18 protein-coding genes, 1 other RNA gene and 1 riboswitch are annotated in these 19,524 nt (G+C 59.5%); of the genes, 14 read left to right on the top strand and 5 right to left on the bottom strand.

All coding sequences use genetic code 11. From position 1 onward, the window contains the following. Positions 1–136: 136 nt before the first annotated feature. The 4 genes from E0L15_RS08715 to E0L15_RS08700 form a co-directional block, all read right to left on the bottom strand. A complete protein-coding gene (locus tag E0L15_RS08715) occupies positions 137–1,363 on the bottom strand; it encodes an aspartate kinase (protein WP_168125283.1) in 1,227 nt (408 codons plus the stop codon). A gap of 56 nt (positions 1,364–1,419) precedes the next feature. After that, on the bottom strand, positions 1,420–2,634 hold the full coding sequence (locus E0L15_RS08710) for a homoserine dehydrogenase (RefSeq protein WP_168125282.1): 1,215 nt from the start codon (positions 2,632–2,634) through the stop codon (positions 1,420–1,422). Between the two features lie 25 nt (positions 2,635–2,659). Continuing rightward, a complete protein-coding gene (locus tag E0L15_RS08705; protein WP_087229691.1) occupies positions 2,660–3,100 on the bottom strand; it encodes an ACT domain-containing protein in 441 nt (146 codons plus the stop codon). A gap of 216 nt (positions 3,101–3,316) precedes the next feature. After that, positions 3,317–6,016, bottom strand: coding sequence for a transglycosylase domain-containing protein (locus tag E0L15_RS08700; protein ID WP_168125281.1), 2,700 nt, complete (start codon positions 6,014–6,016; stop codon positions 3,317–3,319). 309 nt (positions 6,017–6,325) lie between these two features. On the opposite strand from E0L15_RS08700, the gene E0L15_RS08695 reads away from it, so the two are divergent. The 4 genes from E0L15_RS08695 (at position 6,326) to E0L15_RS08680 (ending at position 9,586) form a co-directional block, all read left to right on the top strand. Then, complete coding sequence (locus tag E0L15_RS08695) at positions 6,326–6,613, top strand: DUF1292 domain-containing protein (protein ID WP_087372818.1); 288 nt, start codon at positions 6,326–6,328, stop codon at positions 6,611–6,613. An 11-nt stretch (positions 6,614–6,624) separates the two neighbouring features. Continuing rightward, positions 6,625–6,823: non-coding RNA, 6S RNA (gene ssrS, locus E0L15_RS08690), on the top strand. 178 nt (positions 6,824–7,001) lie between these two features. After that, a complete protein-coding gene (locus E0L15_RS08685; RefSeq protein WP_168125280.1) occupies positions 7,002–8,552 on the top strand; it encodes a peptidylprolyl isomerase in 1,551 nt (516 codons plus the stop codon). A 308-nt stretch (positions 8,553–8,860) separates the two neighbouring features. After that, positions 8,861–9,586, top strand: a complete 726-nt coding sequence (locus E0L15_RS08680; RefSeq protein ID WP_168125279.1) for a tRNA threonylcarbamoyladenosine dehydratase — start codon at positions 8,861–8,863, stop codon at positions 9,584–9,586. Here E0L15_RS08680 and E0L15_RS08675 read toward each other — a convergent pair. Continuing rightward, positions 9,561–10,112, bottom strand: a complete 552-nt coding sequence (locus E0L15_RS08675; RefSeq protein WP_347565987.1) for a phosphatase PAP2 family protein — start codon at positions 10,110–10,112, stop codon at positions 9,561–9,563. The genes E0L15_RS08680 and E0L15_RS08675 overlap by 26 nt on opposite strands. Before the next feature lie 135 nt (positions 10,113–10,247). Between E0L15_RS08675 and E0L15_RS08670 the strand changes: the two genes are divergently transcribed. The 10 genes from E0L15_RS08670 to E0L15_RS08625 form a co-directional block, all read left to right on the top strand. After that, positions 10,248–11,327: a glycosyltransferase family 1 protein gene (locus tag E0L15_RS08670; RefSeq protein ID WP_168125278.1), complete on the top strand. Its 1,080-nt coding sequence runs from the start codon at positions 10,248–10,250 to the stop codon at positions 11,325–11,327. Between the two features lie 270 nt (positions 11,328–11,597). Next, on the top strand, positions 11,598–12,098 hold the full coding sequence (gene purE, locus E0L15_RS08665; protein WP_087229673.1) for a 5-(carboxyamino)imidazole ribonucleotide mutase: 501 nt from the start codon (positions 11,598–11,600) through the stop codon (positions 12,096–12,098). Between the two features lie 37 nt (positions 12,099–12,135). Beyond that, positions 12,136–12,846 carry a phosphoribosylaminoimidazolesuccinocarboxamide synthase gene (gene purC / locus E0L15_RS08660; RefSeq protein ID WP_087229670.1) on the top strand — a complete coding sequence of 237 codons (711 nt, stop codon included), beginning with the start codon at positions 12,136–12,138 and terminating at the stop codon, positions 12,844–12,846. Between the two features lie 18 nt (positions 12,847–12,864). After that, complete coding sequence (locus E0L15_RS08655; RefSeq protein WP_087229667.1) at positions 12,865–14,289, top strand: amidophosphoribosyltransferase; 1,425 nt, start codon at positions 12,865–12,867, stop codon at positions 14,287–14,289. A 5-nt stretch (positions 14,290–14,294) separates the two neighbouring features. Next, entirely contained in the window at positions 14,295–15,344 is a 1,050-nt protein-coding gene (purM, locus tag E0L15_RS08650) for a phosphoribosylformylglycinamidine cyclo-ligase (protein WP_168125277.1), read from the top strand. Between the two features lie 3 nt (positions 15,345–15,347). Then, the gene (gene purN, locus E0L15_RS08645) at positions 15,348–15,986 is read left to right on the top strand and encodes a phosphoribosylglycinamide formyltransferase (protein ID WP_087229661.1); all 639 of its coding nucleotides are present in this window, start codon (positions 15,348–15,350) and stop codon (positions 15,984–15,986) included. 27 nt (positions 15,987–16,013) lie between these two features. Beyond that, a riboswitch (ZMP/ZTP riboswitch) is annotated at positions 16,014–16,092 on the top strand. 55 nt (positions 16,093–16,147) lie between these two features. Further along, entirely contained in the window at positions 16,148–16,861 is a 714-nt protein-coding gene (locus tag E0L15_RS08640) for an IMP cyclohydrolase (protein ID WP_168125276.1), read from the top strand. Between the two features lie 3 nt (positions 16,862–16,864). Further along, positions 16,865–18,037, top strand: a complete 1,173-nt coding sequence (locus E0L15_RS08635; protein WP_168125275.1) for a phosphoribosylaminoimidazolecarboxamide formyltransferase — start codon at positions 16,865–16,867, stop codon at positions 18,035–18,037. 15 nt (positions 18,038–18,052) lie between these two features. Continuing rightward, positions 18,053–19,309, top strand: coding sequence for a phosphoribosylamine--glycine ligase (purD, locus tag E0L15_RS08630; RefSeq protein ID WP_168125274.1), 1,257 nt, complete (start codon positions 18,053–18,055; stop codon positions 19,307–19,309). Positions 19,310–19,321: 12 nt separating this feature from the next. Beyond that, a partial coding sequence (locus tag E0L15_RS08625) for a helix-turn-helix transcriptional regulator (RefSeq protein ID WP_168125273.1) occupies positions 19,322–19,524 on the top strand: 203 nt, incomplete at its 3' end.

The following is a 19,524-nucleotide window of genomic DNA, read 5'->3' as shown; positions in this document are numbered from 1 at the left end:
TGCCCAATCCATGGATTCGCAAGACAATACGTATTAATTGTATCATTATTCCCCCCTTGTTGCAACCGTTTCCCCCGTTTTTTCTATTCCACGCAAAAGGGGTGGCCCCACCGGGCCACCCCTTTTTGTCTACAAATTACCGTGCGCCGTTGAATTCGTCGTAGAACCGATCGTGCACCACCTGCACAGCCCGGTCGGCATCGCAGCTATCCACCAGCACAGAGACCTTGATCTCACTGGTGGAAATCATATTGATGTTGATGCCCGCATTGAACAGAGCCTCGAACATGGTGGCAGCCACGCCGGGGTTGTTGATCATGCCAGCGCCCACAATGGACACCTTGGCGATGTTGTCCGAGACGTCGATGTGGTCGAAGGCGATTACATCCCGATTCTCCTCCAGAAGCTTCTGGGCCAGCTCCATGTCGCTCTTGGCCACGGTGAAGCTGATATCCTTGGTCTCGCTGCGGCCAATGGACTGGAGAATGATGTCCACGTTGACGTTGTTCCGGGCCAGCAGAGAGAAGATTTTAAAGGCGATACCCGGGGTGTCCTCCAGGCCCACCAGAGCCAGACGGGCAATGTTCTTATCCTTGGCCACACCGCTGATATGAGACTTTTCCATGCGCTTGACTACCTCCTTGACTTTTGTACCGGGTGCATCGGTGAAACTGGAGAGCACCTCCAGCCGGACGTCGTAGCGCTTGGCCATTTCCACCGAGCGGTTGTGCAGGACCTGAGCGCCCAGGGACGCCAGCTCCAGCATCTCTTCATAAGTAATTTCTTCCAGCTTCCGGGCGTTGGGCACCAGACGGGGGTCGGCGGTGTACACACCGTCCACGTCGGTGTAGATCTGGCACAGGTCGGCGTGGAGCACGGCCGCCAAAGCCACCGCCGAGGTGTCCGAGCCGCCCCGTCCCAGGGTGGTGATATCCCCATACTTGTTCAGACCCTGGAAGCCGGTGACAATGACAATGCGCCGCTTGTCCAGCTCCTCCAGAATGCGGTCGGGCTTCACCCGCTTAATGCGGGCGTTGGTATAGCCGGAATTGGTGTGGAATCCCGCCTGCCAGCCGGTGAGGGACACCACGGGGTAGCCCATCTGCTCGATGGCCATGGCGCACAGGGCGCAGGAAATCTGCTCGCCGGTGGACAGGAGCATATCCATCTCTCGGCGAGAGGGGTCTGGATTGAGCTCCAGGGCCTTTTCAATGAGATCGTCCGTGGTGTCTCCCTGGGCGGAGAGCACCACCACCACATTGTTTCCCTTTTTGTATGCGTCGGTGATGATGCGGGCCACATTGCGCACACGCTCCGCATTTGCCACCGAGGAACCTCCGAATTTTTGTACGATTAATGCCATTGCACATTCAATCCTTTCGGGCTGTATTCTGCCCTATACTATGCCGATCTGGCGGGTCAGTTGAGCACGCGGATGAGGGAGAGTACCTCCATCCCCTCCAGCTTGGAGCGAAGCTGCTGCTCGGTCATGGCCTGCTCGGTGATACCGGCGGTCTCACCGGCTGCCGCCCCGCTGCGAGCAAGCAGCTTGATCTCTCCCACGTGGGTGCGAAGAGCGTCTGCTCCCGCCTGGACCCGCACATAAAAGCGGCTGGCCAGCTCGTCGGTGCCGCACAGCGTCTGGTCATCGCCCTGCTCCCAGGTGATGGGAGGCCGGGCGCCCTTAGACCGGGCAATGTCCATCACATCCGCCACCACAGCGGAGGCGGTGGGCAGCTTGCCAGCGCCAGGGCCGTAGAACATGACCTCGCCCACGGCGTCTCCTTTCACCAGCACCGCATTGAACACATCCTCTACGCCAGCCAGGGGGTGGCTTCCATCCACCAGATGGGGCGCCACATAGGCACACACCCGTCCGTCCGGCTGACGCAGCGCCCGGCCCAGCAGCTTGATCTTCTTGCCTGCGCCGTCGGCATAGTCCACATCCGCCAGAGTGATACCAGTGATGCCTTCGGTGGGCACCAGCTGGGGGTCCACATTCTTACCAAAGGACAGATCCGCCAAAATGCAGATTTTCCGGCAGGCGTCATAGCCCAGGATGTCCGCCGACGGGTCCCGCTCGGCATATCCATTCTCCTGGGCCTCCTTCAAGGCCGCCTCAAAGGAGAGCCCCGCCCCGATCATCCGGGTGAGGATATAGTTGGTGGTCCCGTTGAGGATGCCGCAGACCTCCTCTATCTGGTTGGCCGCCAGACACATGGTCAAGGGGCGAATGATGGGAATGCCGCCGCCCACGCTGGCCTCAAAGAGATAGCACACGCCCTTCTCCTGAGCCAGTCGGGTGAGCTCCAGCCCGTGACAGGCCACCAGCTCCTTGTTGGAGGTCACTACGTGCTTGCCCGCGCTCAGAGCCCGCTGGGTGAAGTTCAAAGCCACCGTGGCTCCGCCGATGGTCTCCACCACCGCGGACACCTCCGGGTCCTCCTCGATCACCGAGAAGTCCTTCACAAAGGTACCACCATAGGGCGACTGGTCAAAGTCCCGCACGTCCAGGATGTACTTGACCTGCACCTCGTCCCCCACACTGCGGGCGATGGCATCTTTATTTTGACACAGCACCTGAGCCACTCCGGACCCCACGGTGCCGTAGCCCAAGATCGCTACTTTTACCATGTTGTTCACCTCGTTCATCCTTGTCTTATCCGGCCAACACTTCACAACGCAGCACTTCCGGCAAATCCCGCAAGGTGGCCAGCAGATCTTCCAGCTCCATGCTCAACCCCGAAGTCTCCAGACCCAGAGTCACCGCCGCAGACTCGCCGCCCGGGATGGCCTGATTGATGGTGAGGACATTGCCCCCCCAATCTGCAAACATATTCAACACGCCGGAAAGTGCTCCCGGCCGATTGCGCAGCAGGATCTGGATGGTGACAATCCGACCGTGGAGCATATCCCGAAACGGCCGCACCGCATCCTTATATTTGTAAAACGCACTGCGGCTGATGCCCACCCGCTGGGTGGCAGCATTCACCGTCTGTGCCTCGCCGGTCTCCAGCAACCGCTTGGCCTCCGCCACCTTCAAATAGATCTCCGGCAATGCGGATGCCTCCACAATGAAATACCTGGGTCTCTGCGACATACATGGATCCTCCTTTTGCTAAGCACATCGCTAATGTCTTTCCATTGTGGTCTATTGTATCACGCAGATGGACAGATGGCAATTTTCTTTTCCTCACATTTTGCACAAAATCATTCCATATGTTTACATGTTTTTGCACACAATGAGAAAACATGCACAAAAAGACTCCCCGGACCATCCGGGGAGTCTTTTCTACTGAGCGATAAAGGATATCCGTTAGGATTCCGGCTCCTGTGACGCGCTGGGCTTGGGGTCCTCATCCCCCTCGTCTCCGGGCTTCTGCGAGGCCGACGGGTCGGTGGGCTCTTGCGAGGTGGAGGGCTCAGGGTCAGAGGGTGTACCGCTGTTGTGCACGGTACACTGGCCGTTGCCCTGCACTGTGTGCAGCAAGGCACCAGCATCCAGGATTGTGGCTCCGGACTCATTGTTTCGGGAGTAGTCCACAAAGGTCACAGTCCGGACAGAGCTGGAAGGACAGTAGGGTCCAGCCAGATGATAGCCTCCAGAGGCGGAGCCCTCCGTGCAGATATCCACGGCCACATGGCAGGAGCAGTACTGGCTGGGCACATCGCTGCTGAGCAGGGTCATATTCTGAACCCGGCTGCCCCGGACATCCATGGAGCAGTTGTCGGTAGCCAGCTTTCCGCAGTCCTTACAGATGCTCACTGTCACCAGGCCAGAGGGCTGGGTGAATTCCTCTCTGGGCAGGTCCTCATGGACACGGCTCATGACCTTCTGCCACAGGAGGGTGGAGGGGCTGGGCCACATGCCACCAATGGATTCGCTGTTGGGGTATCCAATCCACACCGCAGCGGTGTAGTGCTTGGTGTAGCCTACAAACCATTGGTCGTTGGCGGCATCGGTGGTACCCGTCTTACCGGCCACCAACTGGCCGGAAATGCGGGCGGCGGTACCGGTACCGCTGCTGACGACGTTGGTGAGCATCTGGTTGATATAGTAAGTGGTACGCTGACTCAGGATATACTCGGTGGAGGGCTTGTTGTCGATGACCACATTGCCGTCATGGTCCTTCACCGTCAGGTACGTGGTGGCCTCAGTAAAGGCGCCGTCCCGGGGGAAGGTGGCATAGGCAGCGGCCATCTCAAAGGTGGAGATACCCTTGGTGAGACCGCCCACAGCCAGCTGGCTGTATCCCAGGTCCGTCTTCACCTCGCCGTTCTCCAGCACCATTTCATCCACCACCGTGGAGATCTTGAACTTTTCTGTCATATATTCATAGGAGGTCTGGAATCCCAGCTTCTCCAGAACATTGGCAGAAATGGTGTTGATAGACTCCGTGACACCTTCCAACACCGTGGTCAGGCCTCGGTACTTCACCGGGTAGTTTTGCAGCCAGTAGGAGCCCATCCAACGGGGCACATCGTCGGTGACGGTGTTGGGGGTGATGAGGTTCTCTTCAATGGCAGGGGCATACACCGAGAGAGGCTTGATGGACGAACCGGGCTGACGCACCGTATCCGTGGCGTAGCTCCAGCCGCGGTTGATGGTCTTCTCTCCCACGTCTCCGGCAATGGCCACCACATATCCGGTGTCATTGTCCACCACGGTCATGCCGGACTTCATCTCCTGGCCCGAGCTGGAGATATAGTTGAGGTTGCTCTTGTCGTTGTACACCTCGTCCACAGCCGCCTGGACTTCGGGGTCATAGGGCACAACGATCTCCAGACCGCCGCTGTACACCATCTTGGTGACTACCTCATAGGATAGGCCAGTCTGTTCCATCAGGTCCTCGGTGACCTCGTCAATCACCGCCTCCACATACCAGGAGTAGATGGTCTTGTTGCTGGTGTTGGCGTTGTTGTACTCCTCTTTCTTCTCATCGTCCCAGTCGGAGCGGAACACCAGTTCTTCGGCCTTGGCCTGTTCTGCTGCTTCCTTGCTGATGGCCTTGTCGCCCAGCACATCTTCCTTGGTCATCTGGTCCAGAATGAGCTCCTGACGGGCCTTGTTATAGTCTCGGGCCGTCCACACGGTGCCCTCGTCAAAGCTGTTCTTCGCTCCGCACTCAGAACACACATCATCCTTAGTCAGAGAGTACTCGCCGCAGTTGGTGCACTTATAGCGGGTAACCTCCAAGGTGGAGTAGGGGCTGTACAGAGAGGGGTTGTTGGTGATACCAGCCAGGCTGGCGCACTCGGCCAGAGACAACTCGGACACGTCCTTGCCAAAGTACATCTGAGAGGCAGACTGTACGCCGTAGCATCCCTGACCCAGGAAGATCTCATTGAGATAGTAGGTGATGATATCTTCTTTGGTGTAGTTCTTCTCCAGCTCCAGAGCGGTGAAGATCTCCAGAATCTTACGCTTGACGGTGACGTCATCGTAATCGGTAATGTTCTTCACCAGCTGCTGGGTCAAGGTGGAGCCGCCAAAGGTGTTTCTCATGCCGATGAACATGTTCACAAAGGCGCCAGCGGTACGGTACCAGTCCACACCGTTGTGCTCCCAGAACCGCTTATCCTCCACGGCCACCACCGCATTGACAAGGTCCTGAGGGATTTCATCATAGTCCACCCATTGGCGGTTTTCTGCGCCCACCAAGGTTTGTAGTTCCACCAGTTGACCGTTGTCATCCTCGTACTTGATGACCGAGTTCTCGTTGATGGTGTAGGCGGACAGGTCTAGCTTGGCCTCGGGAATGATGACATTGGTGATATACACCGCAGCATAACAGGCCATGAACGCACTGGTGACGATGCCGATGAGCAGCAGGGTCCCCAGCACCTTTCCCACACGCAGGGCAATTTCTGACCGCTTGGTGGGTGCCTTCTTACGGGGCTGGTGGGAACTCCCCTCCCCGCTTCTCTCCGGACTTGCTCCACGGGTCTGGGATGTGTCGTGCCGACGCCTGGGTCCACGTTCCGAAGAGGGTCGATTTCGATTCATCTCTGACATAATGGGTACCTCCGATGTATTGGGGCGCAATACGCCCAACTCGTCTTCCTTTTTCATTCTTCTATAACTTATTTCCGTCAAAATACGATATTTTTTAACACATTCTTCTGGAATTTTTTGCTTATATACCGAATTGACTCATGATATTATAGCACACACACCCTGCTTTGTCCACCCTGCCCCCGGAGCGCCCCGGAAGCTTCGATTTTCTTTTCTCAATTCTCCCCCTTGCATTTTCGCCCCGTTGCAGTTACAATAAAGCCAGCGAAAGACATTCGCCCAAAAACGCCCTAAGGAGGACTTATAGGCATGAGCGAAGAATACGGACCTGATTTCGTCACCGTCACCGATGAGGACGGCAACGAATTTGAATTGGAACATCTGGGCACACTGGAGTATCGGGACAACACCTACATGGCCTTCGTCCCTGCTGACATGGACGAGGACGACGAGGACTTCGGCCTGATTCTCCTGCGCGTGGCTGAGGAGAACGGAGAGCAGATCCTGGCTGACATTGACGACCAGGAAGAGCTGGACCAGGTCTATGAGCAGTTTATGACTCAGCTGTTCAACGAGGACGACGAGGACGCCCAGTAACCTTTTATAATGAATCCCTGCCTTGTCTCGTGACCACCTTTTTAAAACCCACATCTTTTAAACGGGATGTCCCCTCATCTGGCGGATCGCAGGCCTCCCGGACCTCTTCGGAGTGTTTGGACGTTGGAAGTGAGGAAACCAGATGGAGACAACCCACCTGCATTTGCGTGCAGGTTTTTAATTGGGTGGCACGGCTATGGCGGGGCCCTTTGATGACTCAGGCGATGCAGAGCAAATCTGCATCGCCTTTTTCCTTGTGACAATTTCCGATTTTTTCTTGCATACGCCAGCCCCACGTGGTATAATATGCCCGTTCGGCACATCTCTCAGACGTGGTGTGCCGTTCTTCCCACCGGGGATACCACTGAATACTGAGAGGATTGATACCATGAGTGCATCCAGAGAGAAGAAGCAACGCCAAACCGTTGCCCCTTCCGACAAGAACTCCAAAGCCTATTCCGAACAAGCTGCCTACAAGCGTAAAGTGCGCACCTACACCGCCATCGGTGTTGTGGTGGCCATCCTGGTAGCTGCCCTGATTACTTGGAACTCCGGCTTCTTCCAGCGCCGTGCCACTGCCGCCACCATTGGTGACACCAAGGTGAGCGTCTCCGAGCTGGGTTACTATTATTATAACATCCGTTACATGTACGCCTACTACTACGGCGCCGTGGACCCCAACACCCCCGACAACGAGCAGATGTATGATGAGGAAGAGGGCAAGACCTACCGCGACTTCTTCCTGGAGTCCGCCCTGAGCCAGGCTCAGAACGACAAGGCTCTGTATGACGCCGCTGTGGAGGCCGGTTACTCCAAGTCCGACATTCAGGAGGACCTGGACGAGCGCATCGACTCCGCCAAGAGCGCTGCCAAGACCTCTGCTGTCTCCTACAGGGCTTACATCCAGTCCATGTATGGTCAGTACATCACCCCCAGCGTCTATGAGGATCTGGAAGCCCGCTCTCTGCTGGCCACCAAGTACTACAACGACGTCTACACCGACACCAAGGAGTCCTTCACCGAGACCGACCTGGAGGATTACTACAGCGAGCACAAGGACGACGCCGATACCTTCAAGTACTCCTACCTCTACTTCAAGGCTGACAAGGTGGAGGAGACCGACGACGAGGGCAACACCCTGAGCAACGACGAGATCTCCAAGCTGAAGGAGGAGGCCATGGCCGCCGCCAAGACCAAGGCTGACGAGGCCCTGGCCGCTTACCAGGAGGGCACCGATGTGGCCAAGCTCATCTCTGAGACCTCCCCCAGCAACTCCGCTGACCACACCACTGTGGTGGGCGCCTCCTCCCTGTCCAGCATCTACAAGGACAAGCTGCTGGAACTGGAGAAGGACCAGGGCGCCGTGGTGGAGAACACCGACGCCGGCTACTACGTGGTGATCTTCCACGACCGCTACCAGGACAAGACCACTCCCGCCACCATCCGCGACATTCTCATCAAGGCTGAGACCACCACCGACGAGGATGGCAACACCGTGGCTCCCACCCAGGAGGCCTGGGACGCCGCCAAGGCCAAGGCCGAAGAGGTCATGGCCAAGTGGGAGGAGAGCGACAAGACCGCCGAGGCCTTCGGTAAGCTGGCTGAGGAATACTCCGCAAGCTCCACTGCCTCCAACGGCGGTGTGACCACCGGCGTGAAGTCCGGCACCCTCAACGATGACCGGAACAGCTGGCTGTTTGAAGAGGAGCGTGCCACGGGTGACGTGACCATGGTCCAGCACCAGGACAATCCCGACTCCACCTCCGCCTACTTCGGCTACCACATCACCTACTTCCAGGAGTGGGAAGAGGAGTCTTGGAAGCAGACCGTCCGTTCCGCTCTCACCACCGACGCTATGACCGACTGGTCTGACGAGCTGCTGGGCGGCGATGCCTATGCCACCGCTCTGGCTGACGGTGCCAAGTACTTTGGCTACTAATTCCACTTGATTTTAAAATTTCCCCGGCGTATCCTAATACGCCGGGGAAATTTTAAACTGTCAAGCAAGCAAACACCTAGCTAGAAGTTCTGATGGTATTGCATAGACATAAGCCCTCGGCAGAGTTTTCCCGACTACAGGCGGGAAAATAAATTCAAATTCGTTTTTTCCGAGGACATGCGCATCGGAAAAAACACTTCTCAGCCCGCCAGTGTGGAATTGGGTCGCTCTTTGACCCAATTATGCACGCAGCGGGCTGCATTTTCTCTCAAAAATGCTGGCATTTTTGAGAAAGGAGGCAAACTGACATGGAAGACCAATTCATTCGAACCCGTATGCTGTTGGGGGATGCCGCCATGGAGCGGTTACAGCAAAGCCACGTGGCCGTGTTCGGCCTGGGCGGCGTGGGCAGCTGGTGCGCCGAAGCCCTGTGCCGATCCGGGGTGGGTGAACTGACCCTCATTGATCTGGACGATCTGTCCGTGAGCAACATCAACCGCCAGGCCTTCGCCCTCCACTCCACCGTAGGCATGAAAAAAGCGGAGGCTGCCGCCCTCCGCTTAGCTGATATCTCTCCCACCTGCCAGGTCCACCCCATGGCCGCTCGATACGAGGCCCAGACCCGAGAGGAGTTTTTCCAGCACTCCTATGACTGTATCGTGGATGCCATCGACCTGGTGTCCTGCAAGCTGGACCTCATCGAGACCGCCCATGCCCGGAATATCCCCATCATCTCCGCCATGGGCACTGGCAATAAGTTGGACGCCCAGCAGCTGCGCATTGCAGACCTGTCCAAGACTGAGGGCTGTCCCCTGGCTCGGGTGGTACGAAAAGAATTGAAAGCCCGGGGGATTCTCCACCACCCTGTGGTGTTCTCCCCCGAGCTTCCCTCTCGTGCCCACGACGGGACGGAGACGCCTCCGCCTGGCCGCCGTTCCATTCCTGCCAGCTCCATGTGGGTGCCCGCCAGCGCAGGTCTGTTGCTGGCCCAGTGGGTGATCTCCTATCTCACCGACGAGAAAACCGCTCACTGACCCGCCGGACCACCCAGCTGGCCAGGATACCGCAGCAGGTTCCAATCACCGCTCCCGTCAACACATCGGTGGGGAAATGTACCCCCACATACAGACGGGACAACCCCATCAGGGCCGCAGCCGCCAGGGCTGCGGCCTTTGCCCATTTTGGTTTCACGGTGAGAAACAGCGCCACTCCAAAGGCAAAGGCCGCCGTGGTGTGTCCAGACGGAAAGGAATTGGGGTCAGAACTGGTGACCAGGCACACAAAGTCTTCCATGACCACCCAGGGCCGTGGCCGGGTGATCAGTGGCTTGATGGTCAGGTTGGTCACCACCGCACCAAACGCCAAGGCGGTCAGTGCGGTAGCTCCTGCCTTTCTGGTCTGTCGAAAGACCAAAAGCAGCAGGGCCACGGCGATAAAGCACAGGCCGCCATTGCCCAGATTGGTGTAGAACATCACCAGGGGGTCCAACCAGGCCATGCGCAGGTGTTGGGCAATCCACCACAGGGCCCCCTCGTCCAATTGTTGTATCAACTCCAGCACAGTGGTACTCCTTCCCTTGACCCAAGGGTCAAGCCTATTGTATAATTGTTTCCGTAAGACAAAATATGGTCTATTCTACTGTATTTTGTCCAGACTTGCAAGAAGATTTCCATGTGATCTTTTGAGGTGAGTGTCATGAAGCAAATTCTCTGCCTGTCCCACACCCCATGGCAGGCTCGCCCCAACCGCACCCAGCAGCTGCTGGCCCGACTCAGCGACATCCAAATTCTCTTTTTTGAGCCTCCCGTCCCCCGCGGGATGCCGAGCCCCAAGCAGGGCCGCAAGATGCGCCCCCACATTACCGTGTATACCCTTCCCGCTCCCATGTTCGCCCGATGGAATCACCCTTCCATGCAGCGGCGAGATGAGCAGCGCTGCGCCAACTTTATGGAAAAGGTCCTGATTCACCACCATTTTCGGGAGCCGGTGCTGTGGTGCACCAGTCCAGAACAGACCGTTCATCTGGACCAACTGGCATACAGCGGTCTGGTGTACGACTGCTACCGAGAGTGGGACGAGAACTATCTGGACGAAGAGAGCGATTTGACCTGCCACGCCGACGTGGTGTTTGCCGCCTCGCCCGGATTGGTCCAGCGCCTCTCCCCCTGCAACGACAGCGTGCACCTGCTGCCCAATGGGGTCAACGACCGCATGTTCACCCGCCCCGGACTCACGGTCCCACTCTGCCTCTCCCAGCTGCCCTCCCCGATTCTGGGCCGGGTGGGAGACATCAACGGCCGGATCGAGCTGGAGCCCATGCTCCGGGCCGCTCACACCCACCCGGAGTGGACCTTCCTGCTCATGGGCCGGGTCACCCCTACGGTGCGCAGCCGCCTGCGCCGCTATCCCAACATCGTCCTGGCCGGGCCTGTCAACCCGGTGGAGCTGCCCGACTACCTGTTCGCCTGCGACGTGCTCTTTGACCTCTTCCACGCCGACACCAAAGGCAGCGATATCATCCCCCCTCGTATGTACGAATACCTGGCCTCGGGAAAGCCCATTGTCACTATGATTGACCCCGATCAGGTGGAGCCCTTCCCCGATGTGGTGTACACCGCCTACGATTCGGCCGGATTTGTGCGCCGTTGCCGCCGGGCGCTGGAGGAGGAGTCCTCCCTGGCCGCCCCTCGCAGACAGAACTATGCCCGCAACGCCTCCTGGGCCAGCCGCGCCAAGGACGCCCTGGAAATTCTGGACCGGGCCGGGTTATTCTAACCAGCCCTTATAGAATCCGCAGGCAATCCATTGTGTAAGCTAACGAAAAAAATTTTATACCTTGATTTGCTCCCTCGTTTGTGTATAGAATAAAGATACTTTTTGTAGAGAGGTGTTGCCCTGTGAAGGCCGAGCATTTTTCTGTTGCATCTGGCATGTCTCAGGGCATCTCTGCGTCCAAATTCCGTCCATAATCCAAACAGGCCGACTACAAGTGCGTGGTTGGCCTGTTTGATTTTTGGCATGCGTTTTGTAAAGGAGAATGGAACAATGAGTAAAAAAGTTGCAGTTATCATGGGTTCTGACTCGGATTGGCCCGTGGTGAAAGGTGCCTGTCAACAGCTTGCCCACTATGGCATTCCCTACGAGGCCCACATCATGAGCGCCCACCGCACGCCCGCCCAGGCCGCTGAGTTTGCCCGCTCCGCCCGTCAAAACGGCTTTGGCGTGATCATCTGCGCTGCCGGAATGGCCGCTCACCTGGCCGGCGCTTTCGCCGGAAATTCCACCCTCCCCGTCATCGGCATCCCCCTCAAGGGCGGCGCTGTGGACGGTCTGGACGCTCTGCTGGCCACCGTCCAGATGCCCAGCGGCATCCCCGTCGCCACCGTGGCCCTCAACGGCGCCAAGAACGCCGCTGTGCTGGCCGCCCAGATTCTGGCTGTCACCGACGACGAGCTGGCCTCCCGTCTGGACGCTGACCGGGACATCATGGCCGCTCAGATCGCCGCCAAGGAAGACAAGCTCCAGCAGGAACTGGCTGAACTGTAATTTCATTCACTTTGAGATAGAGAAAGGACGATTTATCATGAACAAACTGGAACAGCTGTATGAAGGAAAGGCCAAGAAGGTGTTCGCCACCGAGAACCCCGACATCGTGATCGTCTCCTACAAGGACGACGCTACCGCCTTTGACGGCGCCAAGAAGGGCACCATCCTGGGCAAGGGCGCCATCAACAACCAGATGAGCAACTTCCTCATGTCCCAGCTGGAGAAGGCCGGCGTCCCCACCCACCTGGTGGAAGAGCTCAATGAGCGTGAGACCGCCGTGAAGAAGGTTTCCATCGTCCCCCTGGAGGTCATCATCCGCAACATCTCCGCCGGTTCCTTCGCCAAGCGCTACGGCGTGGAAGAGGGCATTGTGTTCGACCAGCCCACCATCGAGTTCTCCTACAAGAACGACGACCTCCACGACCCCCTCATCAACGACTACCACGCTGTGGCTCTGAAGCTGGCCACCTGGGAGGAGATTGAGCAGATCAAGACCTACGCCTTCGCCGTCAATGAGTTCTTGAAGAAGACTCTGGCCGAGTGCGGCGTGACCCTGGTGGACTTCAAGCTGGAGTTCGGCAAGACCTCCGACGGCACCATCGTCCTGGCCGACGAGATCAGCCCCGACACCTGCCGCTTCTGGGACTCCAAGACCGGCGAGAAGCTGGATAAGGACCGTTTCCGTCGCGACCTGGGCAACGTGGAGGGCGCTTATCAGGAGATGAGCCGCCGCCTCATGGGCAAGTAATTTACTAGGAGGAACAGCATGGGAGGCTTTTTTGGCGCCGTCTCCAAGCGGGACGTAACTCTTGATATCTTTTTCGGCGTGGACTACCACTCTCACCTGGGCACTCGTCGGGGCGGCATGATCATTCATGATGCCGCCGACGGCTTCCAGCGTCAGATCCACTCCATTGAAAACACCCCCTTCCGCACCAAGTTCGAGAAGGATCTTCACGACTTCCACGGCTGCAGCGGCATCGGCTGCATCAGCGACACCGACCCCCAGCCCCTGCTGGTTCGCTCCCACCTGGGTCTGTACGCCATCACCACCGTGGGCGTCATCACCAACACCGACCAGCTGGTGGCAGAGCATTTTTCCGAGCCCGGCCACCAGTTCATGGCCATGAGCTCCGGCAAGGTCAACTCCACCGAGCTCACCGCCGCCCTCATCAACCAGAAGACCAACCTCATTGACGGTATCCGCAACGCCCAGGAGCTCATTGAAGGGTCCATGACCCTGCTCATCCTCACTGAGCACGGCGAGATCATCGCCGCCCGGGACCGTCTGGGCCGTCTGCCCGTCCTCATCGGCAAGGGCCCCGAAGGCCACTGCGTATCCTTCGAGTCCTTTGCCTACCACAAGTTGGGCTACGAGGACGCCTACGAGCTGGGCCCCCGTGAAATTGTCCGGGTCACTGCCGACGGCTTTGAGACCCTGGTCCCCGCGGGCGACGAGATGAAAATCTGTGCCTTCCTGTGGACCTACTACGGCTACCCCAACTCCAACTACGAGGGGGTCAACGTGGAGGTCATGCGCTACCGCAACGGCGAGATCATGGCCCGGGACGAAGAGGCCCGAGGCGTGCAGCCAGACGTGGACTTCGTGGCCGGTGTGCCCGACTCCGGCGTGCCCCACGCCATCGGCTACGCCAACAAAAGCGGCAAGCAGTTTGCCCGTCCCTTCGTGAAATACACCCCCACCTGGCCCCGCTCCTTCATGCCCGCCAACCAGGAGGTGCGCAACCAGGTGGCCAAGATGAAGCAGATTCCTGTGCCTGAGCTCATTCAGGACAAGAAGCTTCTCTTCGTGGACGACTCCATCGTCCGTGGCACCCAGCTGCGGGAGACCGTGGATTTTCTCTACGAGTCCGGGGCCAAGGAAGTGCACATGCGCTCCGCCTGCCCCCCCATCATGTACAGCTGCAAGTATCTGAACTTCTCCCGGGGCAACTCCGACATGGACCTGCTGGCCCGTCGCACCATCCAGGAGCTGGAGGGCGACGAGGGTCAGAAGCATCTGGAGGAGTACGCCGACGCCAACACCGAGCGTGGCCAGTGCATGCTCAAGTCCATCTGTGAGAAGATGGGCTTTGACTCCCTGGGCTATCAGTCCCTGGACGGCCTGCTGGAGTCCATCGGTCTGGACCGGGATAAGGTGTGCACCTACTGCTGGAACGGAAAGGAGTAACTTTCATGAATCATTCTGACTCTCACTCTGCCTCCTACGCCGCTGCCGGCGTGGACGTCACCGCCGGATATGAGGCGGTGCGCCGCATCAAGCCCATGGTGGAATCCACCTACATCCCCGGGGTCATGGGCACCCTGGGCGGCTTTGGCGGCATGTTTGCCCCCGACCTGAACGGCATGAAGAAGCCCGTGCTGGTGTCCGGCACCGACGGCGTGGGCACCAAGCTGAAGCTGGCGTTCCTCATGGACAAGCACGACACCGTGGGCATCGACTGCGTGGCCATGTGCGTCAACGACATCATCTGCGGCGGCGCCATGCCCCTGTTCTTCCTGGACTACATCGCCTGTGGCAAGAACGACCCCGCCCGCATCGCTGACATCGTCACCGGCATCACCGAGGGCTGCCGCCAGGCTGGCTGCGCCCTGGTGGGCGGCGAGACCGCCGAGATGCCCGGCTTCTACCCCGTGGACGAGTACGACCTGGCTGGATTTTCCGTTGGCATGGTGGACGAGGAGAAGATCATTGACGGCAAGTCCCTGACCGAGGGCGACGTGCTCATCGGTCTGGCCTCCTCCGGCGTGCACTCCAACGGCTTCTCTCTGGTGCGTAAGGTCTTCGACGTGGAGCACGCCGACCTGAAGACCCCCATGGACGAGCTGAACGGCAAGAGCCTGGGCGAGGCCCTGCTGGAGCCCACCCGCATCTATGTCAAGGCCGTGAAGGCCGTGCTGGGCGCTGGCGTGGATGTCCACGCCGTCAGCCACATCACCGGCGGCGGCTTCTATGAGAATGTGCCCCGCATGATGGTGGACGGCCTCACCGCCCAGATCAAGCTGGACTCCTTCCCCACCCTGCCCATCTTCTCCCTCATCCAGAAGGCGGGCAACATCCCCGCCCGGGATATGTACAACACCTTCAACATGGGCATCGGCATGATTCTGGCCGTCCCCGCCGTCCAGGCTCAGGCCGCTCTGGACGCCCTGGCCGCAGCTGGCGAGACCGCCTACCAGATCGGCAGCGTGGTCGCTGGCGAGGCTGGCGTGGAGCTGGTGTAATCCATGGGAACACGTATTGCCGTTTTGGTGTCCGGCGGCGGCACCAACCTGCAAGCCCTCATTGATGCCCAGGCCCGGGGCGAGCTGGGCGGCGGCACCATTGCCGCCGTCATCTCCTCCAAGGCCGGGGTATACGCCTTGGAACGGGCGGAGAAGGCGGGGATTCCCCACTATGTCATCCCCCGCAAGGAGTATCCCTCCAACCAGGCCATGACCCAGGCTCTGGTGGCCAAGCTCCGTGAGCTGGACATTGACCTGGTGGTGCTGGCAGGCTTCATGATCATTCTCACCGAAGAGATGGTGCAGGCCTACCCCAACGCCATCTTGAACGTCCACCCCGCCCTCATCCCCTCCTTCTGCGGAGAGGGCTGCTACGGCCTCCACGTCCACGAGAAGGCCCTGGAGTACGGAGTGAAGGTGTCCGGCGCCACCGTCCACTTTGTCTCGGAGGAGTGCGACGGCGGCCCCATCGTGCTGCAAAAGGCTGTGGCTGTGGAGGAGGGTGACACCCCCGAGACCTTGCAGCGTCGCATCATGGAGCAGGCCGAGTGGCACATCCTGCCCCAGGCCGTCTCCCTATTCTGCCAAGATCGGCTCCATGTAGAGGGCCGAGTGGTTCACATTCTGCCCCCGCAAGCTTGACAAAGGCGCTCAGGGCATGATATAGTTAACAGGCTATATGACTGACGGAAGTGGGTTGACCACAGGGAGTATAGCCGTAGAAATGCCGACCGTCTGGGCGCACCTATTTTGTGGATAGGTGCGCCCTTTTTCTTTGACCAACACTTTGAGGAGGTACCACTATGACAACTTTGGATCTGTGCCAGGAGCTGTCCCGCAACCCCTACCCCGGCCGAGGCATCGTGCTGGGCCGCACCGCTGACAACAAGCATGCGGTGATCGCCTACTTCATCATGGGCCGCAGCGAAAACAGCCGCAACCGCATCTTCGAGGAGACCGAGGACGGCATCCGCACCCGGGCCTATGACGAGAGCAAGATGACCGATCCCTCCCTGATCATCTATCACCCCGTGCGCCAGGTGGGCGAGGACACCATTGTCACCAACGGCGACCAGACCGACACCATTCAGCAGGGCCTGCTGGCTGGCAAGACCTTTGCTGAGTCCCTGCGCTCCCGCTGCTTTGAGCCCGATCCCCCCAACTACACCCCTCGCATCTCCGGTCTGCTCCTCAAGGACGGCAGCTACAAGCTGTCCATTCTCAAGTCCGCCTACGGCAACCCCGACTGCAACCTGCGCTACTTCTACGAGTACGACGCTCCCCTGCCCGGCACCGGACACTTCATCCACACCTATCAGGAGAACCTGGACCCCCTGCCCTCCTTTGAGGGCGAGCCCCGTCTGGTGGCCATCACCGCCCCCGACGCCGAGACTCTGGCCGGGGATCTGTGGCTGTCCCTCAACGACGAGAACAAGGTCTCCCTCTTCGTCCGCTACATCGACCTGGAGACCGGGGACTGTGAGACTTCCATCATCAACAAACACTGGGAGGTTTAAATCATGCGCGAACTGGAACTGAAATACGGCTGTAACCCCAATCAAAAGCCCGCCCGCATCTACATGGATGAGGGTGAACTGCCCATCACCGTCCTCAACGGCAAGCCCGGCTACATCAACTTCATGGACGCCCTCAACTCCTGGCAGTTGGTGAAGGCCCTGAAGAAGGCCACTGGCCTGCCCGCCGCTGCCTCCTTCAAACACGTCTCCCCCGCCGGTGCCGCTCTGGGCACCCCCCTCACCGACGTGGAAAAGCAGATCTACTTCGCCGACGGCTTTGACACCTCCCCCATCGCCTGCGCCTACATCAAAGCCCGTGGCGCCGACCGTCTGTGCTCCTACGGCGACTGGGCCGCCCTGTCCGACGTGTGCGACGAGGCCACCGCCCGGTTCCTGGCCATGGAGGTGTCCGACGGCATCATCGCCCCCGGCTACACCGACGAGGCCCTGGCCATCCTCAAGACCAAGAAGAAGGGCAACTACAACGTGGTGCAGATCGACCCCAACTACGAGCCCGCCCCCATTGAGACCCGCCACATCTACGGCATCACCTTCCAGCAGGGCTACAACAACTTCGAGATCAACGAGAGCCTGCTGGACAACATCGTCACCGAGAACAAGGAGCTGCCCGAGGCCGCCCGCCACGACCTGCTGCTGGCCCTGCTGACTCTGAAGTACACCCAGTCCAACTCCGTGTGCTATGTCAAGAACGGCCAGACCATCGGCGTGGGTGCTGGTCAGCAGAGCCGCATCCACTGCACCCGTCTGGCTGGCTCCAAGGCGGACAACTGGATGCTGCGTCAGCACCCCAAGGTCCTGGGCCTCCAGTTTGTAGACAACATCCGCCGTCCCAACCGGGACAACGCCATCGACGTGTACATCTCCGACGAGTACGAGGATGTGCTGGCCGAGGGCGTGTGGCAGGAGACCTTCAAGGTCAAGCCCGAGCCCCTGACCCGGGAGGAGAAAAAGGCCTGGATTGCCCAGATGCACGGCGTGTCCGTGGGCTCCGACGCCTTCTTCCCCTTCGGCGACAACGTGGAGCGGGCCCGCAAGTCCGGCGTGGAGTACATCGCCCAGCCCGGCGGCTCCATCCGGGACGACAACGTCATTGAAACTTGCAACAAGTATGGAATTGTCATGGCCTTCACCGGCATGCGCCTGTTCCACCACTAAGAGGAGGGTCAACCCATGAGAGTACTCGTAGTGGGCAGCGGCGGCCGTGAACACGCCATCTGCTGGAAGCTGGCCCAGTCCCCCAAGGTCACCGAGCTGTTCTGCGCCCCCGGCAACGGCGGCATCGCCCAGGTGGCCACCTGCGTGGATGTCAAGGCCACCGACGTGCCCGGCATGGTGGCTTGGGCCAAGGAACACCACATGGATTTCGTCATGGTGGCTCCGGATGACCCCCTGGCCATGGGCATGGTGGACGCTCTGGAGGAGGCGGGCATTCCCGCCTTCGGCCCCCGGGCCAACGCCGCCATCATTGAGGCCAGCAAGGCCTTCTCCAAGGAGCTGATGGCCAAGTACCACATCCCCACCGCCGCCTATGCCACCTTCACCGAGCTGGACAAGGCCCTGGCCTACATCGAGGAGCAGGGCGCTCCCATCGTGGTGAAGGCCGACGGCCTGGCCCTGGGCAAGGGCGTGGTGGTGGCCTCCACCGTGGAGGAGGCCAAACAGGCCGCCACCGAGATGATGGCAGACAAGAAGTTCGGCGAGTCCGGCTCCACGGTGGTCATTGAGGAGTGCATGGTGGGCCCCGAGGTCACCGTGCTGGCTTTTGCCGACGGCAAGCACGTGGTCCCCATGCCTGCCAGCCAGGACCACAAGCGGGCCTTTGACGGCAACCAGGGCCCCAACACCGGCGGCATGGGCGCCATCTCTCCCCCGCCCCAGTACACCCCTGAGATGGCCAAGCAGTGCATGGAGGAGATCTTCCAGCCCACCATTGACGCCCTCCAGGCCGAGGGCCGCCCCTTCCACGGGGTCATCTACTTCGGTCTCATGCTCACCCCCAAGGGTCCCCGGGTGGTGGAGTACAACGCCCGCTTCGGTGACCCCGAGTGCCAGGTGGTGCTCTCCCTGCTGGACACCGATTTGATGGACGTGCTCCAGGCCTGTGTGGACGGCACCCTGGACCAGCTGGATATCCAGTGGAAGAAGGAGGCCGGGTGCGTGCTGGTGCTGGCCTCCGGTGGCTATCCCCTGGACTACAAGAAGGGCTACCCCATCTCCGGGCTGGAGGAGGCCGGTAAGACCTCCGTGGTGTTCCACGCCGGCACCGCCCTGAAAGACGGCCAGTATGTCACCAACGGCGGCCGTGTGCTGGGTGTCACCACCACCGCCCCCACCCTGGAGGAGGCCATTGCCAACGCCTATGAGGCAGGCAAGCACATTTCCTTCACCGACATGCACTTCCGCACCGACATTGGACACGCATTTTAAGGAGCGTTTTCTATGATTACCTTGGCTCAGCGCATCACGGAATTGCGCACCCAAAAGGGCATGAGCCGCCCGGAGCTGTCTCTGGCCCTGGGCCTGCCCAAAACTGCTGTGGAGAAGTTCGAGACGGGGCGTCAGACCCCCACCCAGGAGCAGCAGAAGAAGATGGCCGCCTATTTTGGCGTGTCTCTGTTCTACCTCCGGGGGGAGAGCAATGA

Origin of the sequence: Pseudoflavonifractor sp. SW1122, from assembly GCF_012027765.1 — a bacterium.
GTDB classification, from domain to species: Bacteria; Bacillota; Clostridia; order Oscillospirales; family Oscillospiraceae; genus Enterenecus; species Enterenecus faecium.
Note: the sequence above shows the minus strand (reverse complement) of the source record. Positions and strands in the feature narration are given on the sequence as shown.